We start from the raw sequence: 18978 nt of genomic DNA on the forward strand, positions 1-18978 counted from the left end.
GGGGTTCAAATCCCCTATCCTCCGCCAGGGAAACACCTGGTCAGGGACGGTTTCAACCGTCCCTGACCAGTCCCGGTCAACACCAGCGGTCAACATGAAGACATCTGAGGGGATGTCAGTCCAGGAAGTCGGCACGGCACTGTCCCGACACCCGAAGGAATCCCCCGCATGTCCAGCATTCGAGTCCGCACCCGCCGCGACGGCACCGACTACACACAGGTCATGTTTCGCCACGCAGGCAAGCAACAGTCGATGAGCTTCGACGACCACGCCGCCGCCCTGCGCTGGCGCAAGTCCCTCGACGAGCTCGGCGCCGAGCGCGCCCTCGAATTACTCAAGATCGCCGAGCAGGTCGAGGCCACCCCTATCGTCACCATCAAGCAGGCCGGGGCCGACCACATCGACAATTTGTCGGGCGTCTCACTCGGCACCCGCAAGCGGTACCGCGCCTACATGCGCAACGACATCGAACCGTTCTTCGGCGCGGGCACAGCGGTCGACATGATCCCCGACAAGCGGATCCGCCAGTGGGTCAACTGGCTCGAAAAGGGCGATCCCTCCAAAAAGCGGAAACCGAACAGCGCGAAGACAATCGCGAACAAGCACGGCTTTCTCTACGCGCTGATGGAGGCCCTGCGGAAAGCGGGCACGATCCCGACGAACCCGTGCGCCGATACGCAGCTGCCGCGCGTCGACCGCGCCGAGATGACGTTCCTCGAGATCGACGAATTCGAGGCACTGTACGAGGCGCTGCCGAAGCGCTGGCAGCTGCTCGTCAAGTTCCTCGTCGCGACCGGCGCGCGCTGGGGCGAGGTGACCGCGCTGAAGGTGCGGGACGTCGACCGCCGCAAGTGCACCGTGCGGATCGTGCGGGCGTGGAAGTACACCGGCGGCGAGCGCGAACTCGGCAAGCCGAAGACCAAGAAGTCGGTCCGCACCATCGACCTCGATCCCGACCTCGTCGCCGAACTGCCGCTCGCGGGACGCGACCGTGAGGACTGGCTGTTCGTCAACGGCCACGGCGGACCGATCCACGTCACGACTTTCTACAAGCAGGTGTGGCGGCCGACGCTCGCCGCGCTGGCGGCCGAGGACGGCAATCCGCTGAACGGCAAGACGCCACGCATTCACGACCTGCGGCACACCTGCGCGAGCTGGATGCTCGACGCCGGCATTCCGATCGGCGACGTCCAAGAGCACCTTGGGCACGAATCCATCCAGACCACCAAGGATCGATACGGGCATGTGAGCCGCGACGCCGGGAAGCGCGCCGCCGCAGCGATCGGCGCGCGCCTGCCGAAGTCGAGGACGAAGACACCGCCGCCGCTGGCCGTCGCCGCGTAGCTCTCCACTGATCCGCCCCGGGGCGTCGCCACGCGGTGTTAGCGTGGCGGCGCCCTAGTCCGTGACCAGTCAGGGGGACTCATGACCAGGCGTGCCCTCACTGCTCTGCTCGCCGCCTCCGTCGCGGCGCTGTCCGCGTGCTCGACCATCGACACCAGCAGCACACCGGCGACGGTGCCGACTCCCGCCACCGCGGCCCAGCCGTCGGCGCGCCAGCTAGGCCAGGCCATAGAGATCACCCGCACCGACAGCGGCACGCGCGTCGGCCGCATCCGGTTCACCGACGCCCGCGAACTACCGGCCACCTGCCTCGTGGATCCAGGCACCGACTACACCCTGGCCATCCGTATCGAGATCGAAAATGCGCCCGGCGAGAAGCTGCCTGTGCCCGACGTATACGCGGTGACGTACAACGATGCCGAGGGCGTGACGCACGAGGTGAAGCCTGCCTCGATCTACGGGTGCGACGCCGACTACCCCGAAGCGGTGACCGCGCCGGTCGGCGGCAAGGTGACGGGCTGGATAGCGTTCGACGTCGCCAGCCCGCCCGCGGCGCTTGTGTATTCGCCGATCGTGTCGGACCAGTCGTCGAGCCCCACCGACATCAAGTTCTTGAAGGTCAGCCCGGCAACGGTGACCATCGACCTGCCCGACCAACTCGCCGCCGCCCCACCACCGTCGACCACCGCGGCGCCGGCCTCGATGAGCGCGGCCCGGCCGACACCGGCCGCGCCGCCGACCGGCCGCGACTCGCAAGGCAGGCCGAACGGAACTGGCGGCCGGGTCGTCGCGTGCGCCGACGAGAACTACCAGCCGGGCACCGGCATCTACGAGGACGGATCGAAGGGGTACGCCCCGGAGTGCCTGCCCGGCGGGGCACTCGCGCCGCGGTGACTACTTGAACTCGTGCCAGTGCAGATCGAGCCGGTCGGCGCCGATAACGCTGCGGCCTTCGCTGGAGCGGACCACGACGTGATCGAGCAGCGCGGCCACGATGCGATGCTGCCGGTCGGCCGGGGCCGCTTCCCACCACGCCAGGATCTCGTCCACCGACGGGCCCGGCATGTCGTCGAGCGCCTGCAACTGGAGGATCAGCCGCTCCGCCTTGGCGATGTTCGCGCGGACCCGCTCGGTCCCGGCGAGCATGGTGTCCCGTTCGATGAGCCGATCGGCGTAGTCGCGGCCGAGCACGGCGTAGCGCTCGCGCAGGTCGGCGAGCACCGCCTCGGCGTCGGCGACGGTGCCGGTCGCGGCCATCGCCTTGCCGAGCTTGCGCCGATACTTCGGATCGGTGAGCCGCGCGAGCACGCGCTCGGTGATGTCGGCTTCCAGCAGCGGCGCGCTGATCGTGACCTTGCCGCAGCCGCCACCGGCCAGGCTGCATCCGTAGTACGGGGTCCGGCCGCCTGCGGTGTTGTAGGTCAGGTGGTGGGTGCACAGGTCGCAGCGCGCGAGCCCTTCGGACAGGAGATAGACGTTGGTGCGGGTGGGCGCGAACTTTTGCAGGTCGGGGTCGAGCAGCCGGTCACGCAGGGCGGTCCATGTGTCCTTGTCGAGGATCGGTTCGACGTCTGTGGCGACGAGGGCGCCGTTCTCGTCGAAGCGGCACCCGACCATGCGCGGCGCGACGAGGGCCCGGCGGATGACGGTTGGATGCCACTCAGCCCCGGACACGGTGACGATTCCACGGGCTTTCAGATCAGCGGCCAGCCCGCGGCGTGACGGGCGAGGATCGGTGTCGGCGAGTAGGTAAGTGGCCCACCGGCGGATCTCTTCGGCCTCGGCCGGTTCGATGGTCTTGCCGTTGGATTGCCACCCATACGCACGCGACACTGTTACCCCACATCTCCGTCGACTGTCACCTACGTGTGACTGTAGCGCGCGGCTTTGCGGTGTCGGTCGACGTCACTACGTTGGTCCGGTCGGGGTGCTAACAACCCACTACAACCGGAGATGTGAATGACCACTGCTGAAGATCGGGCATGGAACGTCAGAGATGCGATCTTGCTTTGGCTGTATCGAGAGACGATCGCCGGTAACCGTATGCCGCGCTATGACTTGGCCCGAGTCGGTGAGGCTGTCGACTGGGCGAGCGATCCGATTACAGCCGATGACTGGGATCAAGCCACCCGATATCTGGAATCTACGGGGTACATCACTGGCACCGTGGGATACGGGTCCGGCGTTGCCCGACCTAGCATCACACCCAAGGGCGAGGAAATGGCGGCGTCAGGCAGATCCGTGCGGCCTGGCCCAGCACGGGAAGCGAACACCACCGGCGTGACGAACGTCTACAAAACCATCATTACCCACCACGGTCATGGTCCCGTGGCGGTCAACAGCCGCGATTTCAGCCAGTCGAACACAGTCGGCACGCCGGTCGACGAATTGAAGTCGCTGATCCAGTCCTTGTACGCCTACGCCGACGACGGCGGAGACAACGCCGACGAGATACGTCGGCAGGCCGACGATCTCAACGACGCAGCCAGCGACCCGGAGAACAACCAGACACGAATCAGAACAGGCTTGCTGTCGCTGATCGGAACATTGACCACAGCCGCAGGCGGCGCGGCCGGGCATGAACTTGCGCAGGCTGTCTTGCAGCTGATGCCCGAGTTCAGCTAGCCGGGCACCGAACCTTGTAACCACCCGTCGGTGCGCCTGGCTCAGACCGCCGACGGGTCATCCGGTGGCGGCATCCCTGAATCGATCGCCGCCTGCATCCGCCGCGCAAGCGCGTGATGCCCAGCGGCTTCCAGCACCGGGATCGCCATCCGCATCAGATCCGCGAACTTCCACAGCCGTTCTTTAAGCCGGTCCATCGCGGTCTCATGCTCGGCGAGCCGCGCCTCCAGCGTGGCGTTGCGTCTATCGGCGCGGTCGGTGAAGTTGCCGGACGCCTCGATGATTCGGTGCGCATAGTCACCGCGGCGCGTCGACCGCGCGAACAACCCCATGATCAAAGCCACCAGGACAGTCGAGACCCCACCTCCGACCAGAAGGTTGCCGATGGCGGGTAGATCCGTCATCTGTCCATGCTCCTCACCGCCCTCGCGACCAGCCTGATCCGGCGCCAATCACGCCAGATGAGGCGGCACGCGCACGCCACCAGCCCCGTCACCACCCACACCGCGAACGACGCACGGCCCGCGTACACCGTTCTGCCCAACGCCAGCACGTACGTTGCCAGCGCGAACGCTATCCCACCGTTTCCGGCCAGTTGTAGCCACAGGCCAAGCACCTTGCGGCGCTCGATCGCGATCCCCGCGAACGTCGCCAGTGGGGCCGCGATCAGCAATCCCACCCAGCCGACGTGTGCAGGCCGCCCGAGGATCTGGGAGACCGCGTTCGGGATCTCGCCGGCGCACAACGCCCACACACCCGCGATCAGGATGAACGCGTACATCGTTACCTGATATGTGCGGATGCTGTCCTCGTCGACGAGCCGTGCCGCCTCACGCAGGGGCATGAAAACGGCCCGCCCCTGCCGCGGTGCACGCGCCGTACAGCAACGCGATGGATCCCCACGTCGCCACACCGCCCCAGCCCACACCGTCGTTGCGGGCCGCGACCACACCGATGCTGAAGGCGAACGCAGTGGACCAGGCCGCACATCCGCCGAATCCGACCGCGACGACCGGCAGGATGCGCGTCGCGAATCCGAGCAGCCCCATCACCGAGCAACCGAGCAACGCCGCACCCCACGACTCCGGTGCTCCCGGCACCTGCAACGCCACCTCGTAGGCCGGTGAGGACCAGCGGCCCGCGCCGCCGACGATCGTGATCACGCCGTAGACCGCGGCGAACAGCAGCAGAACGATCGCGACGAAGCGGGTGAAGGTGAGCGCGACATTCGGATTCATGTCCGGGCGCTGCACTCGCGTAATAGCGGCCATCACTCGATCGCCTCCGGTCGGTGCTTGCCGATGTACTCCGGTGTCGGGGACACCACGCGGCGGGTCAGGTAGGCGGCGACCATCGGCGCGACGATGAGCGCGTAGACGGTCGTTGCCATCTCGACCCATTGGGTCGAAACATCCCTGCCCAGGACGTACGCCACGATCGCGGTGATCACCATCCCCGCCGATCGGATGAGTGCTGGCTCGGGGGCTTTCGTGATGCTCATGACTTGCTCCTGTCCGCTTGGGTGTCTCGTGTGCCGGAGACACCGACCGCGGCGGCGATGGCCGCGGCGAGGTCGTTGAACGATCGGCCGCCGTTCTGCGGCCACGCCTCGAACTCGGTTCCCGCCTGGTCGCGGATCTTCTGCCCCGCGCCCTTGCCGAGCAGCTGGTCGAGCACCGCCATCAACATGCGCTCGTTCTGCCAGCAGCGTTGGTCGATCCACTTCAGCGCGGTCGCTGCGTCGACGTCCTTGCCCTCGAAGTTGGTGAAATGGATTGCGGACATCTCGTCTCCTTCCGCGAAAGCGCGTGCGCGCCTGATTAACTCGTCCCACGGGAACCCTCGGCCGGGGTCGGTGTGTCCGCCGCCCCACTGCCCAAAGTCGACGTGCCCGCACACGCCGGGCCGCTGCGGCGGGGCGCTGCTGCCGGTGCCGCCGACGTACTCGATCGGGATGCCGCGCTCCTGACACCGCCAGGCCACGAGTGCCGCCGTGCGGGTGAGCATCAAGTTCTCGTCGATCCCGTCGGCGGTGTCGGTCTCCAGCCATTTGCCGCGCGACCATCCGGCGAAGGTCCCGGCCATGAGGATGTGATCGGCGCGCGAATTGGCGTTGGTCGCGCTCCACGGATTCATGTCCCACGGCACCACGAGGACGGTCTCGTGGTCGTCGACGACCGCGTTGTAGGACACGGCCGCATCGGGGTTGCCGCCGGGTGCGGGGTCCTTCAGATACGAGACGATGTCGCCGCGACCTTCCTGTGTGTGGATCGCGATCCAGGAGACGTTGCGTCCGCCGCTGTGGCAGTTCGGCGACAGATCGGTGCGGGTGACAGGGCTGTCTATGCGGGTCCTTCCGGTCTGAGTGCCGGGGTCGAGGGCGTCGGCGAACCACGGGCCCGGGTCGACTGCGCGCCCGCCGATCCGGCCGGGCGGTGTCCATAGCTCGACATGGGCGTGCGGGCCGCTGCTCTGACCGTGCGTGTTGACGTAGCCGATGAGCTGCCCGGCGCGGACCTGGTCGCCGCCGCGCACCGCGGGGTCGCCGTGGCCGATGATGATGTCGACGCCGGCCGCGCGCTGGCAGTCCAACCACACCCAGCGGCCGAACCCTTGCACGCCGGTGCGCTCGGCGCCCTCGACCACGACGCCGTCGAGCGGCGCGTAGAAGGGGGTGCCCAGCTTGGCGGCGAAGTCGATGCCGTAGTGGAAGCCGTTGTCGCGGGGCCCGTACGGCGAGGAAATCTTGTAGGTGCCGACGGCCAGCGGCAGATACCGGGTCGGCATACGGTGCTCCTGACGGCGGGGGATTCGCCCGGCCCGAGGCCAGCAGCACTACCGCGAGGATATCCCCCCGGGGTTACGTCGGGGTCATGCCGCGCGTTGCACGATCACGTATCCCTCACCCGAGCCCGCCCCCAGCGCCACCGCTTGACCGGCTCCCGCGAGCGCCCACGCGAAGCAGCCTTCGACGTGCGCGGGGTCGGCGTGCGGGTTACCGTGCGCCACGAACGTCCCGGGGCGCGCTCGCATACTGCCTTCGATCGGCACACCGGTTCGCGACGACATGATCACGCTCACCGTCACATCCATATGCGGGGCCGGTTGCGGCACCCACACGAGCGCGTACTCCCGCTCCCGGCCGTCGTAGACCAGCGGCGGATCCAGCTGATAAACCCGAGCCAGACCCGGATAACCGGGGACCTTGTCCAAAACCATGACAGCCGTAGCCATTTCACTCCTTGTTATGAGAGGAAGCCGGGCGAGGAAACCACCCATGCCTTGCCGTTGCCGCCGCTGCCGCCCTGGCCGCCCTGCTCGGTGCCGAACCACGGGAACGCGCCGCCGCCAGCGCCAGCGCCGCCGCCGGGATATCCGCCATCCCCACCGCGGCAGTCTCCACCCGCGCCGCTGTTGGCGGCGCCACCGCCGCCGCCCGATCCGATGCCGCGCTGTCCGGGCGGGGGCGACACCCCGTTCCCACCGCGGCCACCGTTGCCGGTTCCGCCCGCACCGCCCTCGGACAGATATCCGTTCGCGCCTGCATCGCCGCTGCCGGACGTACCAGCGCCGCGCCCGCCGAAGGGCTGGAAGTCGGTGCGGGTTCCGGTTCCGGCGGTCGAAGGCGCGTTGTTGCTGCCGCCACCGCCACCGCCTGCGGTCAGGAACGACCCGAACGTGGTGGCCGTGCCGGGGTCGCCGTAGTCCGGCGTGTTGCCCGAGCGCCGGTCGCCGCCTGCGCCGCCCACGCCGACCGTGACCGGCACGCTCGCCGGGAGCGATGCGTTCGTGAATACCTGCTCGGCCCATCCCCCCGGGCCGCCGCCGTACCCGCGCGGTGCGGCGGCGGCCGTGCAACCGCCGCAGCCGCCGCCAGCGCCGCCAATGAGGATCGGCTTGTGGTAGGACATGCCCGCCGGTTTGGTCCACGTCCCGTTGACGGCGAATTCGGCGATCTGATTGCCGGATTCGAGATAGGTGATCCGGTTCTCGTGGTTGCTGACCACGGCCTCTTGCCCGGCTACCGCGGCGTCGGCGGCCTGCGCGATACCACGCGTTGTCGCGAGGTCCTGCTCAAGGCCCTTCACACCGGATTGCGCGATCATCCGGCCAGCCACGACGTCGTCGAAGTACCAGCCGCCCGCAGCCGGAGTCAGCCCCGCGCCCTCGTAGAGGATGGCCCGCACCTCTGCCTTCACCGCGCCGGTCGGCGGGGTGATCTGCGCGGCGTAGGTCACCCACTCGTTCACGGGCACATCCAGCGCTGGAACGGCCGACGTGTTCGCGTAGGTCAGGAACGCGTCGGCCGCGTTGTAGAAGTACATGAACACCGCGGCCCGGAAATTCGGGCTGCCGAACCGTCGCTGCTTCCACTCGATGTACAGCGCCTCACCGGCCGCGACGTCCACCTTCTGGCTCAGCGGCTGATTCGCGTACGCCGCATAGCCTGCGTCGGGGTCCAGCCGCAGCACCCAACTCCCCGACGCCGCGATGGTCGAGTCGTTCACATACGAGAATCCAGCGGTCGCCGGGTACTTGGCCCGGATCGCCTCGGTCTCGAAGTTGTAGATCTCGGTGAAATTGACCTTGCTCGCGGCGGCGGCGGCCTGTTCCTGCGCTGTTGTCGCGGTCTCGTTGGTGCCGTTGATCCCGTCCGCGATCCCCTCGATGATCTCGGCGAGGGTGTCGCCGACCAGCGGCACCATGTCGAGCAGTTCCGCGAGGGCGTGCAGCGCCGCGGCGATGAAGCTGTCGACGAAGTTCCCGAGGTTCGACACCCACGTGCCGAGGTCGTCGAGGTCGCCATCTTCGACACCGGTGATGATCTCGATGACGTCGCCGATCAGTCCGCCGATGATCGGGATCTGCTCGACCGCCGAATAGATCACGGTGAAGAACGCCTGCCGCGCGGCCTCCGCCATGTCGTAGGTCTCGGCGTTGTCGTCGATCGCCCACTGTTCGGGGTCGACGTTCTGCAGATTGAAAACGGTCGACGGTGTCCACGTCTTCGGCGGTATCGGCTTGCCGGGAAAGTCGGGCGACGTCACGTCGTCGTGCCACCGGTGTCGGACTGCTCGGCCAGCTTCCTTGTGATCTCGATCTGACGGATCTGCGCCTTCATCGCCGCCAGCTGCGCGGGGTTGTAATGGGAGATGTCGTCGACCTCGGCCGGTTCGGCGAGGGCTTCGGTCGTGTCGTCCTCCGGCGCCCCGGCCGGTACCCAGATCACGGCCTCGATCCCTGCGTCGCGGCGCGCCTCCTTGTCGATGCGCGGTTTGTAGAGCGGATGCTTCGGCGCGGGCAGCTGGAGGTTGTCGAATGTGTGGATTGCGAGCAGGTGCTCGGCCTCGGGCGGCATCTGCATCCCGGGCAGGCCGGTGCCCATCGGCACGGACCGGAACCAGTCCGCGAGCGGGTGCCGGTGCTCGCGCGCGAGCACGATCCCGGTCGCCTTGTCGCGGCGGATGCCGTCGAGTGCGTCGGCCCGCTCGGACCAGGACCGCCGCGACCGCCGCTGAGACCTTCCCATCACGCCTCCTTACACCGGAAACAGAGCTTCTATCTCCATGTATAGCAATTGCTCGTATCTCACAGAGTGCGATGCTGTCAGAGTGACATCGTGGCTTCCTTTGATCAGCGCATGCCTCATCGCCCTGGTAACGCTGCATGGCATCCGCACAAACAACCACACGAACCGGGCCGCCATTTCCGCTTCAGACGAGCGCGAGCACTTGAAGTGGAGGCGGGAGATGCTGTTGAGGCTGTCCTCCGAGGTTGTCGAGAGTGCACTCCACGCCGAAGGCGACTACTCCAAACTCGTACACGCCGTGGACCCGTGGACCGAAGAACAAGTCATGGATGCCAGAACGACCATCGCGGGCTACACGCGCAAGATTGGTGCCAATGCCGCCGCGCTCCACATGCTCGGTGCAACCGCGGTCGGCGTGGCTTCCGTCGATCTCCTAGAGTCCATCAACAATGTTGAGTTCGTCCGGGCAGCTGGGAAGTTGGCGACGCTGACCATAGGTCGTCATGGTTCCCGAGCCCCGGCACCGGCTGCTGAGGAATGGGAAAGAGCGCGCGAAGACTTTGCAACCGGATTTCTTCGTATCCAGTACGCCCGCGATCACCTGACCCGAGCGGCACAAAACGAGCTGACACTACTCGGGAAAGCAGAAGCAGCAGTAGTCAGCTCGAAACGCCGATGGCTTGCACGATGCTTTTGACCTGTGCGACCTGGCGGGCCAGCATCGCGCCGGGCTGATCCTCGGCACGATCGTCACCGATCGAGATCTCCCAGTGCGCGGGGGTGTCGCGGCCGATTACGTACTTCAGCGCGTACACGTGGTCGACATACCAGCGTCCGTTGCGGCCGACTTCGGCGGCGACGCGGTCGCCCACATCGAAGTGCCTGCCGACCCAGTACGGCGACCCGTTGACGACCGAAACCTTGTAGGACCGGTACGCCTTCGTCCGGTCGAATCCGGTCCGGATCGCCTGCAATGCACTGAGACTCGCGCCGGTGCCGCCGGTCGATTCCCAGTACTCGCCATACGCCGGGCCGCGAATGCCCATCTGCGCGAACCGGATCGGATTACCGACGCGATGGAAGGCGAGCACGACGTCTTCGAGCTGGCTATCGAAAATCCCTAGGGTCAATCCAGGGTTGCCGAAGATCGCGCCGATATAGCCGAGAATCGCGTTCGCCAATAGCTTGAGCCCGGTGTTCACCCAGTCGGGCGAGTGCCCACCGGTCACGATCGCCGCGGCGAGCGCCTTATGAACAGTGGCCTGCCATTCTCCAATTCCACTGACGCCGGTGCGGCGCGCATTTCGCCACGCCACCCACGGCCGCTGCGGCGCGGTACCCATCCACCCGGACACCGCGTACTCGGGCGCGTCCGGAACACCGGCCACGGTGGCGATCTCATTGATCAGGTCGTCGGCGACCGCGGTGATGTAATGCACCAGGCCATCGACCGCGGTGCCGGTCAGCCCCCGGTACCCGGATTTGTCGACCACGTCCAGCACGAGTGTCGGCTCGGTGAGGATGAAGTGATCCGGCGCGGGCTGTGCGTCGCCGGGCAGCCAGCGGCGCACCACCAGTTGCAGGCCGGCATCGGCCAGCGTGGGCGCGAGCACGTCGTGCGCGTTGCCGAACCGCGTGGCGATTACTGACCACATCGACGTGTCGGACAAGAAGTTGCCCGGCATGATGACGATCGGCCAGTTCGCCGGATTCAGATTCGCCGCCCAGTTTTCGGGGTTGAACAAATCCTCGGGCAGCGCCCACAACGGCGCGAAGCGGCGAAGTAAATTCAGGAACAGCAGGGTCTTCGCACCGAAAACGCTTGGCCCCGCGAATGCGTACAGCTTCGGCGTCTGAAGTTCGGCCGGGAGCAGAGGATTTGCAAAGCAAACTATCTTTTTGACGTGCTCGAACTCGTGCAAGAACTTGAGTTCGATACGCCCGACCTGCCCGACTTTCTCGCTCTCGGTGATGCCAGCGCATTTCCCTGACCAGCGCTTACCGGACATGTCGGCGGTAATGTGCAGGTCTTCATAAAGCTCCAGGTCTTCGATGAGCAGCTTGTAGAGTTTGTTGGTGGCCTGGAGGGTGAGCTGCCCTTCGCCGGTCTCGTTGAGACGTTCCTCGAAACTCGCGGCGACGACACCGAATAGCGGTACGGGGTTCTGCCAGTTCTTATCCCACAGCGTGATCCTCGGCGGGCGTCGCATTTCGGAGACGCGTTGGATCGAGGATTGCAGTAGCTCGCTGCGTACCTCGTCGGCGCTCATCAATGGCGGCATCGGTTACACCGCCTCCCCACCCATGAACCGCGTGAACCGCTGCGGATAGAACGCCTTTATCTCGGTGCCGGGCGTGCCGCCCTGGATTCGGATCGGCACTTGGACCGGCGAGCCGGTGCCTGCTGGTATGGCGGACTCGAATGCGACGCCGTTCATGTCGGCCCACTTCTGGGTGTCGTCGCGCACGAGCAGCGTCTCGTCGAGGGGGTAGGTGCGTACGAGGAATTCCTGCCCGGGTTCGAGCACGCCGACCTGCGGCACCTTCACCGTGCGGCCGGACAGCCCGTCCGGCAGCCACACCACGGTGTCGGCCTCCAGCTGCGAGCTGGAGTACTGCGGCCAGCACTCGACGTCGGCCGGGTTGAGCATCGGGATCGTGCCCTCCCACACGCCGGTGTCCGCTTCCGGTTCGCCGGTGGTCGGGTTGATCTCGACCATGTCCGACCGTTTGATCGAGTACGCGATCTCCTGCGCGTACCAATACGGGTCGGTGGACAGCGTCGAGACCTCCCAGGCCAGCGCCTTCGTGGTGCCTGGGTCGCGGGTGGTGAGCGGGCGCGGTGCCCGCTCCCACCGCATCCGCAGTTCCCGCGGTTCGCTGATGGTGGAGTAGGCGCGCAGGTAGCAGTCCCAGCGCGGGCCCAGCACCCGCCACAGCAGATCGTCGATCTGTTCCCACAGCTGCGTCGTGCGCCCGACGGTGCCGAGCCGGATCTTGCAGATCCGTTCGTCGACGCGCGGGACGTCGTCGAGCGTGCTGCCTTCCTGGTAGGCCCACGCCTCGCGGACCTGGGTGATCGGCGCGTGCCACAGGTCATCCCAGCTGCCCTCGAGCAGGTGGATTCCCTGCTCCCCACCGTGCGGGCCGAGCAGGTCCAGCACGATCAGGTCTTGGCCGAAGGTCGGCGATCCCGGCACCATGTCACGCAGAATCAGTTGCATGATCCGGGCTGGATTCGTCAGACAGATAGGCACGAAAGATCACCCGCCCCTGTAGGTTTCGGCGACCGGGGTCATGCGATCCCGCAGCATCCGGCCGGTCTCGTCGGCGATCTTCGACGCGTCATAGCCGAAGAAGTTCATCGTGTCGGCGACCTTCACCGTCTGCGCCTGCACAGCGGTGACCGCCCGATCAATCCCCATGTCCGTCAAGGACTTCAGCCCGAACGGGTCCGCGGCTTCGCCGATGATCGACTTGAGAGCGCTGATCCCCCACGCCTGGAACTGACCAGCGAAGTCCTGCTGCGCGGCCCACTGGTTCGCGGCGTCGATGCCGGTTGGCGCGGGCGCGCCGGTGAGCGGGTCGATACCCAGCGGCGCCGGCGTCGGGGTGCCCGACAGAGTCGGCGACTGGTTGACCGCGTTCTGCGCCGCCGCGGTGGTCGCCGCACCGAAGTCCGACGGCCAGTTCGTCACCCGCACATCGGTTACACCGTCGCTGCTCGTGCCGCTGTCGCCGTTGGTGCCCGCGCTGCTGGAGCTGCTGCTCGTCCCGCTGCTGCTGCCGCCGAGCTTGCTGGACCGCCCGCCGGAGGTGCCGCTGCTCGAGCTGACACGGGGGCCGCCGAGCTTCGCTGACCGGCCGCCGGACACACCGCCGGTCGTGCCCGGGTCGCCGCCGAGGAAGAACTCCGGCGGGAAGTGGCGGTGCTTGTCGAACGACGGGTCATCGGCGCCCGCGGCCTGCCCGCCGAACTGGCCGTTGCCCCGCTTGCCACCCATCTCGAACTTGGTGCCATCCGGCAACGTCGCCGCGGTGTGCCCGCCGTACGGGCCACCGACAAACCACCCGAAATTCAGGGAGCCCGCCGGGCCGAGGCCGGGCAGCGCACCCATCGCATCGAGCGCGGCGCCCATGTTCCCGGTCGCGAACCTGCTGCCGAACGGGGGGCGGCCGGTGGCCTTGTTCGCCAGCGCACTCACCGCGCCGGAGCAGTCGCCCCAGTGCACGCCGCCCCAGTCGTAGTCGGCACCCTCGACACCGCGCGCGAAGTTGACCAGTTCCTTCGCGGAGACGAGACCGCCCTCGGCGAACCCCGGGCCGGTCATCATCCGCAGGAACTCCGGCGACGGTGTCCACCCGCGGTTCAGCGCCCACAACAGCGGCGCGCCGCGCTTGTATGCGTCTGCGGTGGAGATGAATTCGCCATTGGCGACCCGCAGCGGCATCATCCCGTCCAGCAGCGCCGGAATGGAATCGCTCGTGCCGGTCCCCGGCCCGGAGATCAGCCGCCCGCCCCCGCCGTAACGGGCGATCGCCCGGCCGATAGCGCGACCACCGGTCGCGGCGCCATGCGCCTTGGCCCAGTCGATGAGGCTGTCGCCGAGGCCCTTGGCACTCTTGCCGCCGATGCCGGGAACCCAGTCCGGGATCGAAACCTTCTGCAGGATCTGGCCGATGGACTTGACCCCGATGGCGATGCCCCTGACGATCCCGGACCAGACGGTATCGACCGTCGTGCCGAGATCGCGGAAGAAATCACCCATCCGACTGAGCGCGCCACCAATGAAGTCGCGGGCCGTCGTGACGGCCTTGGCCGCGGCGTCGAGCTGGTCGCCGAGGTACTGCGCGAGTCCCTTGATCGCGGGGATCAGGATCGGGACCAGCACGTTGTTCGCGAGCCACGTGAAGGCATCGATGAGCTTCAGGACCTGCGGCAGGATCGCGATGAACAGCCGGATCAGCGGCGGCAGCAGATCGACGCCGAGCTGCACCAGTTGCGGCAGCAGCGGCAGTAGCGCCATCACCAGGCCGGTGAAGCTGCGCGCGATGTCCGGCAGGTACGGGGCGATCTGGTTCAGCGCGTCCGCGATGGCGGTGCCGATCTGCTGCGCGACGTCGGCGAGGATCGGCTGTAGCTGCCGGAAGACGGGGATCATCAGGTCGGCCCATTGCTGGATCACGGGGCCGAGCGCGTTGAAGATCGTGGTCAGGGCCGGGGCGAGGGCCTGAAGGATGCCGGAGGCGACCTCGGCGAGCACGGGCAGGATCGGCGCGACCGCGCTGACCAGAGAGGCGAAGGCTTCACCGATCGGGCCGAGGCTTGGAGCGAGGGCTTGAATCGCTTCTACCAGCGCGTTTCCGACGGTTTGGGCGATCCGCGAGAGCGGCCCGATCAGCGGTTGCACCGCCTGAAGCAGCGACCCGAACAGCTCGCCGAGCACGGGCAGCAGCGGGCGCAGCCCGTCGGCGAGCGTCGCGATGAACGGGGTCAGGATCGGCAGCAGATCGGTAATCACCCGGACGAACTCGGCGCCGAGCGCGCCCATCGACGGCGCGAGTTCAGCGAGGGACTGACCGAGTGCTGCGAACAGCGGGCCCAGCGTGGGGCCCACCTGGTTACCGAAATCGACAAGCCCGACGACGATGTCACCGAGACCGGCGCCGAGTCCGTCGATGATCTTCGAGAACGTCTCGAACAGCTGCGTCAGCGCGCCGGAGTTCGCGACTTGGGTGAAGGCGTTGCCGATGCTTCCGACCAGCCCGCCGATCGAGGCTCCGATGCTGTCCATCGCGGGCTTGGCCGCGCCAGCGAAGCTGATGAATCCTTGGCTCGCCGCAGCGAGGCCGGGCTGCATCGCTGTGATCAGAGATGCCGTGCCGGAGAATGCATCTCGTATGCCTTGCTGCGCGCCCGCCGAGGACCAGAACGCGGCGAACTGCTTGGCCGCGCCGTTCATGCTTGTCGCGACTTCGGTCATGCCGTCCTTGACCGCGGGCATGGTCGCGCGGGCGAGCGCGGTGAACCGCTTGTCGAGGTCGGCGAATGCCGCGTCCTGCACGGACTCGCGCAGGTCCTTGGTCATCGGCTTGAGGTCGCGCATCGCCAGGACGAAGGCGCGGGCGTTCGGGCTCAGCTTCTCGAGCGCGCGCGCCGCCTTCTCCTGGGACTCCGACAGCGTCGATTGCGCGTCGCCGAGTTCCTTGACCGCCTCCGTGTGCTTCTTCTCCGCCTCCTCGACCCGCTCGTTCGCCTTGGTGAGGCGGTCCTGCGCGGCAGTGACCAGGTCCGAGCCCTCGATGCCCTTGGCATCCGACTCCGCCTTCTTCTCCGCGAGATCGCTGTTGCGGTAGCGGGTTTCGAGTAGCCGCTGCTCGGCCTGCGCCACGCGCAGCACGGCGCGTTCGTGGCTGTCGCCGGGCTTGAGGTTGGCGAGTTCCTTGCGGGCGTCGGCGAGGTCGAGCTGCGCTTCCTTCTCCGACAGGACGCCGCCCCGCACTTCGAGATTGAGATCTCGCGCCGCTTTCTGGGCGTCCTTGCGGGCATTGGTGAGGTCCTGCTCGGCCTGCTTGCTGTCCTTCTTTGCGTCGCGGACAGCTTTCTCGGAGGCGGCCACCTTGTCGGTGGCGTCCGAGATCGCCTTCGCCTTTTCCTTCGCGTCCTTCTTCGACGAGTCGTCGACGTCCTCGAGCGCTTTGAACGCGTCCTTGATGCCGTGCAGGCTCACCGCGGCGGTCGCGGCACCGGCCAGCGCAGCGGGGCCCAGCGACGTCAGGCCGACGCCGAGCGCGCCGACCGCGCCGAGCGCGGCACCGGCCGCGCCACCGATTCCCGCGATCGCCGCCGCCACACCGGACGCGATCAGCGTGCCCCTGGAAAGGCTGCCGAGATTCAGCGCGCCGATTCCGCCACGCCCCGCGCCACTGCCGATGTTCAGTCCGCCGCGCTGCCGTACGTGGACATCGACAGTGCGGTCATGGGTGAGCTGTTCCAGCAGTGCCCGGAACTGCGCCGCATTCCGGAGGTCTGCGTGGATCGGCGCCTGGAAATCAGCGGACGCCAGCCACTCGCGCAGCCACCGCGTGAACCGGTTGCGCTCGGCCGCCGTGACCGTCAGATTGACTCGGGCCGTGGCCTCGGGCAGATTCGCGAGCCGGGCATTCAGCTCGGTCATGTCCAGCCGGGGCGTGACGTTGACCCCGAACTGCTTTTTCTTCAGCCGCTCGCGGAGATCATTCGTCCACCGGTTGAGCTCGGTTGCAGTAGTGCGGAGCTCGACATCCTTGACGAGCGTGACGCCAGCCAGCTTCTCGCGGGCCTGCTTGCGGAAGTCGCCGATCGAGGGCTTGAGCTTGACCGTCGCGTTGAGCGACCATTTGTCGAGCTTTTCCTGAAGAGTCTTGCGGGCCTCTTCCGCCGCGGCGGTGACCCTGAGCTTCAGATCCTCGTCGAGGTTGTTCCAGTCGAGCTCGGCAGCAACGTGCGCGGTCGCGAATGGCTCGGTCACGCTGCGCCTCCGGCTCGGGCAATCCAATTGCCCGGCCCGAGGCCAGCAGCACTACATCGGTAAGCGTATCGGTCTAGGTGATCGTGAGTTCGGAGTCGACACCTGACACCGCCGGCGTCGGCCGCCCAGCGCCGACCATGCCCATCAGCGCCATGAAGTCCGCAGCCGCAGCCGCGTCACCGCTGGCGGTGCCCCGCACCCGCATCGGCTCGGCTTCCAGCTCACGCAGCCACTCGGTCAGCCGCCGCTCGTCGTGCGAGCGGCGCCGGTGCAGTACCCCATAGACGGTGTTGGTCGCACGGTCCGGCGGCAAGGCGAGCACGTCGACACCACGGACGCCGAGCTCCGCATCGACTTCCCGCCACATGCTCATCGCCTCGCGCCACAGCCGTTGCACCACCCACCGCGGTTGCCCGAAGATCTGTACGGCCAACGCGTCGGCGATCTCGTCGAGCACCCGCGCGGTGATGATCTCGCCCTTGACGGTCTCGGTGATCAGCCACCCGATGTCGGCGCGGTCGCGGCAGGTGCCGACCACGAGCCGAAACGCATACTCCGACACCACCATGACGACGAGGTTCCGGGTGGATGGCAGTGGGTCGGCCAGGTGCACGATCCGCTCGTCGAGCTTCCACGCCCCGGCCGCACCCTTCCACGCCGCGGACACTTAGCGGTGCAGGACGCGGGCCTGCGCGCGCCGTTCCGCGCGGTTCATGTCGGGTGAGAACTTGTCGATGATGACGCAGCACCTTGTCGTAGGTCGTGTAACCGAACTTGTCGTTGCGGTCGAGCAGGCGGCCTTGCACGTAGGTGTACGACGGCTCGTCGAGCACGTGGGATGCGAAGGTCTGCATCGCCTGCCAGCGTTCGGCCATGGTCGAACTGCTGGCGATGAGCGCCATCATGACGCCCCACTGCTCCGGCGTCGGCTTGATCGCGATGAGGAGGTGACCGTCGACGGAGAACTCGAGCATGTCCTCGTCCGCGATCTCTGAAGGTGCGTCGTCATCGCTGGCGTCGGTGGTGAATTGCAGATCCGCCGGGATTGGTGCACCACCGTCTTCGATGACCGGCGGGATCACCTGCTCGGGCGTCTCGAGGACGGTCAATGCTTCCTCGACGCCCTCGGTGGGCAGCGGGGCGGTCGTCTTCTTGGCGGCTGACGTACGGCGTGCACGCGGCGGCATACGGGTTCCTAACTGGTGGTGGGGTTGCGGGTGATGTTGTTGGCGCCGAACACTTCTTCGAGCGCCAGAGTGAGGAACGGGTAGCCGACGCTGCCGCGCACGCTTCTGGCGAACACGAACTGCCGTCGGTTCCTCGGCAGCTGGCGGGCCCCCGGCAGGAACGGGCCGACGATCCGCGGCGCACGGAACTTGAGCGCCTGCTTCGTGGTCGGCACGATCCGAGCGTGGTGCGGGCCGTAGAGACCGGTGCCCTCGTGCCGGTAGCGGGCGTATACCAGCGGTGATCCGACGCGCACAGTCACGCCGCCGCCGGGATTCACCGTGACCAAGTGGGTGATGCTGCTGCGCAACCGGCCCTCGTCGACCGGGCACTGTTCCTTAGCGCGGTTGACGATCTGGCGGCCGATCCGATCGGCCCACTGCCCGGCGGCAGTCGCCATCGCCGCGGCGATGCGCTCGTGATGGATCTCGCCCGCACTCGCCATCGCGTCTAACCGTTCCCGCCCGGCGGGCGGCGACGTCCGCCGGGCAGTGGGGCGCGCATCTCTTCTTCGGCGGCGCGAGTGTCGGCGCGGGCCTTCGCGAGGTTGTCCTCGGCCTGCTCGACGGCGGCCTTGGCGGCGTCGACGGCGTCGGGCTCGGTCTCGACGACGATCAGGCGTTCGTCGCGGATCAGCGCGTCAACGAACGGCGTGCGATCGATTGTGCGCACTTCGCCAGCCTTCCAATCACCGAAGGTTTGCGTCGCTCGCGCTGTCACGTACTCCATGAACCAGAGGAT

General features: G+C 67.3%; 20 protein-coding genes. 5 read left to right on the plus strand and 15 right to left on the minus strand.

Translation table 11 applies throughout. The annotated features are described in order from the left end of the window. Positions 1 to 168: 168 nt before the first annotated feature. Both ACWEO7_RS25230 and ACWEO7_RS25235 read left to right on the plus strand, forming a co-directional pair. On the plus strand, positions 169 to 1344 hold the full coding sequence (locus ACWEO7_RS25230; protein WP_452426629.1) for a tyrosine-type recombinase/integrase: 1176 nt from the start codon (positions 169 to 171) through the stop codon (positions 1342 to 1344). Between the two features lie 81 nt (positions 1345 to 1425). Further along, positions 1426 to 2238, plus strand: coding sequence for a hypothetical protein (locus tag ACWEO7_RS25235; protein ID WP_452426631.1), 813 nt, complete (start codon positions 1426 to 1428; stop codon positions 2236 to 2238). On the opposite strand, the gene ACWEO7_RS25240 is transcribed toward ACWEO7_RS25235, so the two are convergent. Then, entirely contained in the window at positions 2239 to 3177 is a 939-nt protein-coding gene (locus tag ACWEO7_RS25240) for a recombinase zinc beta ribbon domain-containing protein (RefSeq protein WP_452426633.1), read from the minus strand. Between the two features lie 126 nt (positions 3178 to 3303). Between ACWEO7_RS25240 and ACWEO7_RS25245 the strand changes: the two genes are divergently transcribed. Beyond that, positions 3304 to 3969 (plus strand): hypothetical protein, encoded by a 666-nt coding sequence (locus ACWEO7_RS25245; RefSeq protein WP_452426635.1) that lies wholly within the window; start codon positions 3304 to 3306, stop codon positions 3967 to 3969. Positions 3970 to 4010: 41 nt separating this feature from the next. Here the strand turns inward: ACWEO7_RS25245 and ACWEO7_RS25250 are convergent, their stop codons facing one another. The 8 genes from ACWEO7_RS25250 to ACWEO7_RS25285 all read right to left on the minus strand — a co-directional run bounded on the left by ACWEO7_RS25250 (position 4011) and on the right by ACWEO7_RS25285 (position 9499). Beyond that, positions 4011 to 4373, minus strand: coding sequence for a hypothetical protein (locus tag ACWEO7_RS25250; RefSeq protein WP_452426637.1), 363 nt, complete (start codon positions 4371 to 4373; stop codon positions 4011 to 4013). Beyond that, complete coding sequence (locus ACWEO7_RS25255; protein ID WP_452426639.1) at positions 4370 to 4813, minus strand: hypothetical protein; 444 nt, start codon at positions 4811 to 4813, stop codon at positions 4370 to 4372. The genes ACWEO7_RS25250 and ACWEO7_RS25255 overlap by 4 nt, the downstream gene beginning before the upstream one ends. After that, entirely contained in the window at positions 4800 to 5240 is a 441-nt protein-coding gene (locus ACWEO7_RS25260; RefSeq protein WP_452426641.1) for a hypothetical protein, read from the minus strand. The genes ACWEO7_RS25255 and ACWEO7_RS25260 overlap by 14 nt, the downstream gene beginning before the upstream one ends. Beyond that, a complete protein-coding gene (locus ACWEO7_RS25265; RefSeq protein ID WP_452426643.1) occupies positions 5240 to 5470 on the minus strand; it encodes a hypothetical protein in 231 nt (76 codons plus the stop codon). Before ACWEO7_RS25265 ends, ACWEO7_RS25260 begins: the two co-directional genes overlap by 1 nt. Beyond that, positions 5467 to 6756 (minus strand): peptidoglycan DD-metalloendopeptidase family protein, encoded by a 1290-nt coding sequence (locus ACWEO7_RS25270; RefSeq protein ID WP_452426645.1) that lies wholly within the window; start codon positions 6754 to 6756, stop codon positions 5467 to 5469. The genes ACWEO7_RS25265 and ACWEO7_RS25270 overlap by 4 nt, the downstream gene beginning before the upstream one ends. Before the next feature lie 84 nt (positions 6757 to 6840). Then, positions 6841 to 7203 carry a hypothetical protein gene (locus ACWEO7_RS25275; protein ID WP_452426647.1) on the minus strand — a complete coding sequence of 121 codons (363 nt, stop codon included), beginning with the start codon at positions 7201 to 7203 and terminating at the stop codon, positions 6841 to 6843. Between the two features lie 11 nt (positions 7204 to 7214). Next, entirely contained in the window at positions 7215 to 9017 is a 1803-nt protein-coding gene (locus ACWEO7_RS25280) for a glycine-rich domain-containing protein (RefSeq protein ID WP_452426649.1), read from the minus strand. Continuing rightward, a complete protein-coding gene (locus ACWEO7_RS25285; protein ID WP_452426651.1) occupies positions 9014 to 9499 on the minus strand; it encodes a hypothetical protein in 486 nt (161 codons plus the stop codon). The genes ACWEO7_RS25280 and ACWEO7_RS25285 overlap by 4 nt, the downstream gene beginning before the upstream one ends. Positions 9500 to 9581: 82 nt before the next feature. Here ACWEO7_RS25285 and ACWEO7_RS25290 point away from each other — a divergent pair, with 82 nt between their 5' ends. Beyond that, on the plus strand, positions 9582 to 10196 hold the full coding sequence (locus tag ACWEO7_RS25290) for a hypothetical protein (protein WP_452426653.1): 615 nt from the start codon (positions 9582 to 9584) through the stop codon (positions 10194 to 10196). Here ACWEO7_RS25290 and ACWEO7_RS25295 read toward each other — a convergent pair. From ACWEO7_RS25295 to ACWEO7_RS25310, 4 genes are all read right to left on the minus strand, one after another. Further along, the gene (locus tag ACWEO7_RS25295) at positions 10159 to 11781 is read right to left on the minus strand and encodes a Gp37-like protein (RefSeq protein ID WP_452426655.1); all 1623 of its coding nucleotides are present in this window, start codon (positions 11779 to 11781) and stop codon (positions 10159 to 10161) included. The two genes, ACWEO7_RS25290 and ACWEO7_RS25295, sit on opposite strands and share 38 nt — an antisense overlap. Positions 11782 to 11784: 3 nt before the next feature. Continuing rightward, the gene (locus ACWEO7_RS25300) at positions 11785 to 12723 is read right to left on the minus strand and encodes a hypothetical protein (RefSeq protein WP_452426657.1); all 939 of its coding nucleotides are present in this window, start codon (positions 12721 to 12723) and stop codon (positions 11785 to 11787) included. 39 nt (positions 12724 to 12762) lie between these two features. Then, on the minus strand, positions 12763 to 17010 hold the full coding sequence (locus ACWEO7_RS25305; protein WP_452426658.1) for a phage tail protein: 4248 nt from the start codon (positions 17008 to 17010) through the stop codon (positions 12763 to 12765). Positions 17011 to 17083: 73 nt separating this feature from the next. Continuing rightward, complete coding sequence (locus ACWEO7_RS25310; protein ID WP_452426660.1) at positions 17084 to 17677, minus strand: hypothetical protein; 594 nt, start codon at positions 17675 to 17677, stop codon at positions 17084 to 17086. Between the two features lie 67 nt (positions 17678 to 17744). On the opposite strand from ACWEO7_RS25310, the gene ACWEO7_RS25315 reads away from it, so the two are divergent. Next, complete coding sequence (locus ACWEO7_RS25315) at positions 17745 to 18005, plus strand: hypothetical protein (protein WP_452426662.1); 261 nt, start codon at positions 17745 to 17747, stop codon at positions 18003 to 18005. Between the two features lie 200 nt (positions 18006 to 18205). On the opposite strand, the gene ACWEO7_RS25320 is transcribed toward ACWEO7_RS25315, so the two are convergent. Continuing rightward, on the minus strand, positions 18206 to 18682 hold the full coding sequence (locus tag ACWEO7_RS25320; protein ID WP_452426664.1) for an HK97 gp10 family phage protein: 477 nt from the start codon (positions 18680 to 18682) through the stop codon (positions 18206 to 18208). Between the two features lie 5 nt (positions 18683 to 18687). After that, complete coding sequence (locus ACWEO7_RS25325) at positions 18688 to 18966, minus strand: hypothetical protein (protein WP_452426666.1); 279 nt, start codon at positions 18964 to 18966, stop codon at positions 18688 to 18690. Between the last annotated feature and the right edge of the window lie 12 nt (positions 18967 to 18978).

This window comes from Nocardia sp. NPDC004260 (assembly GCF_053603155.1).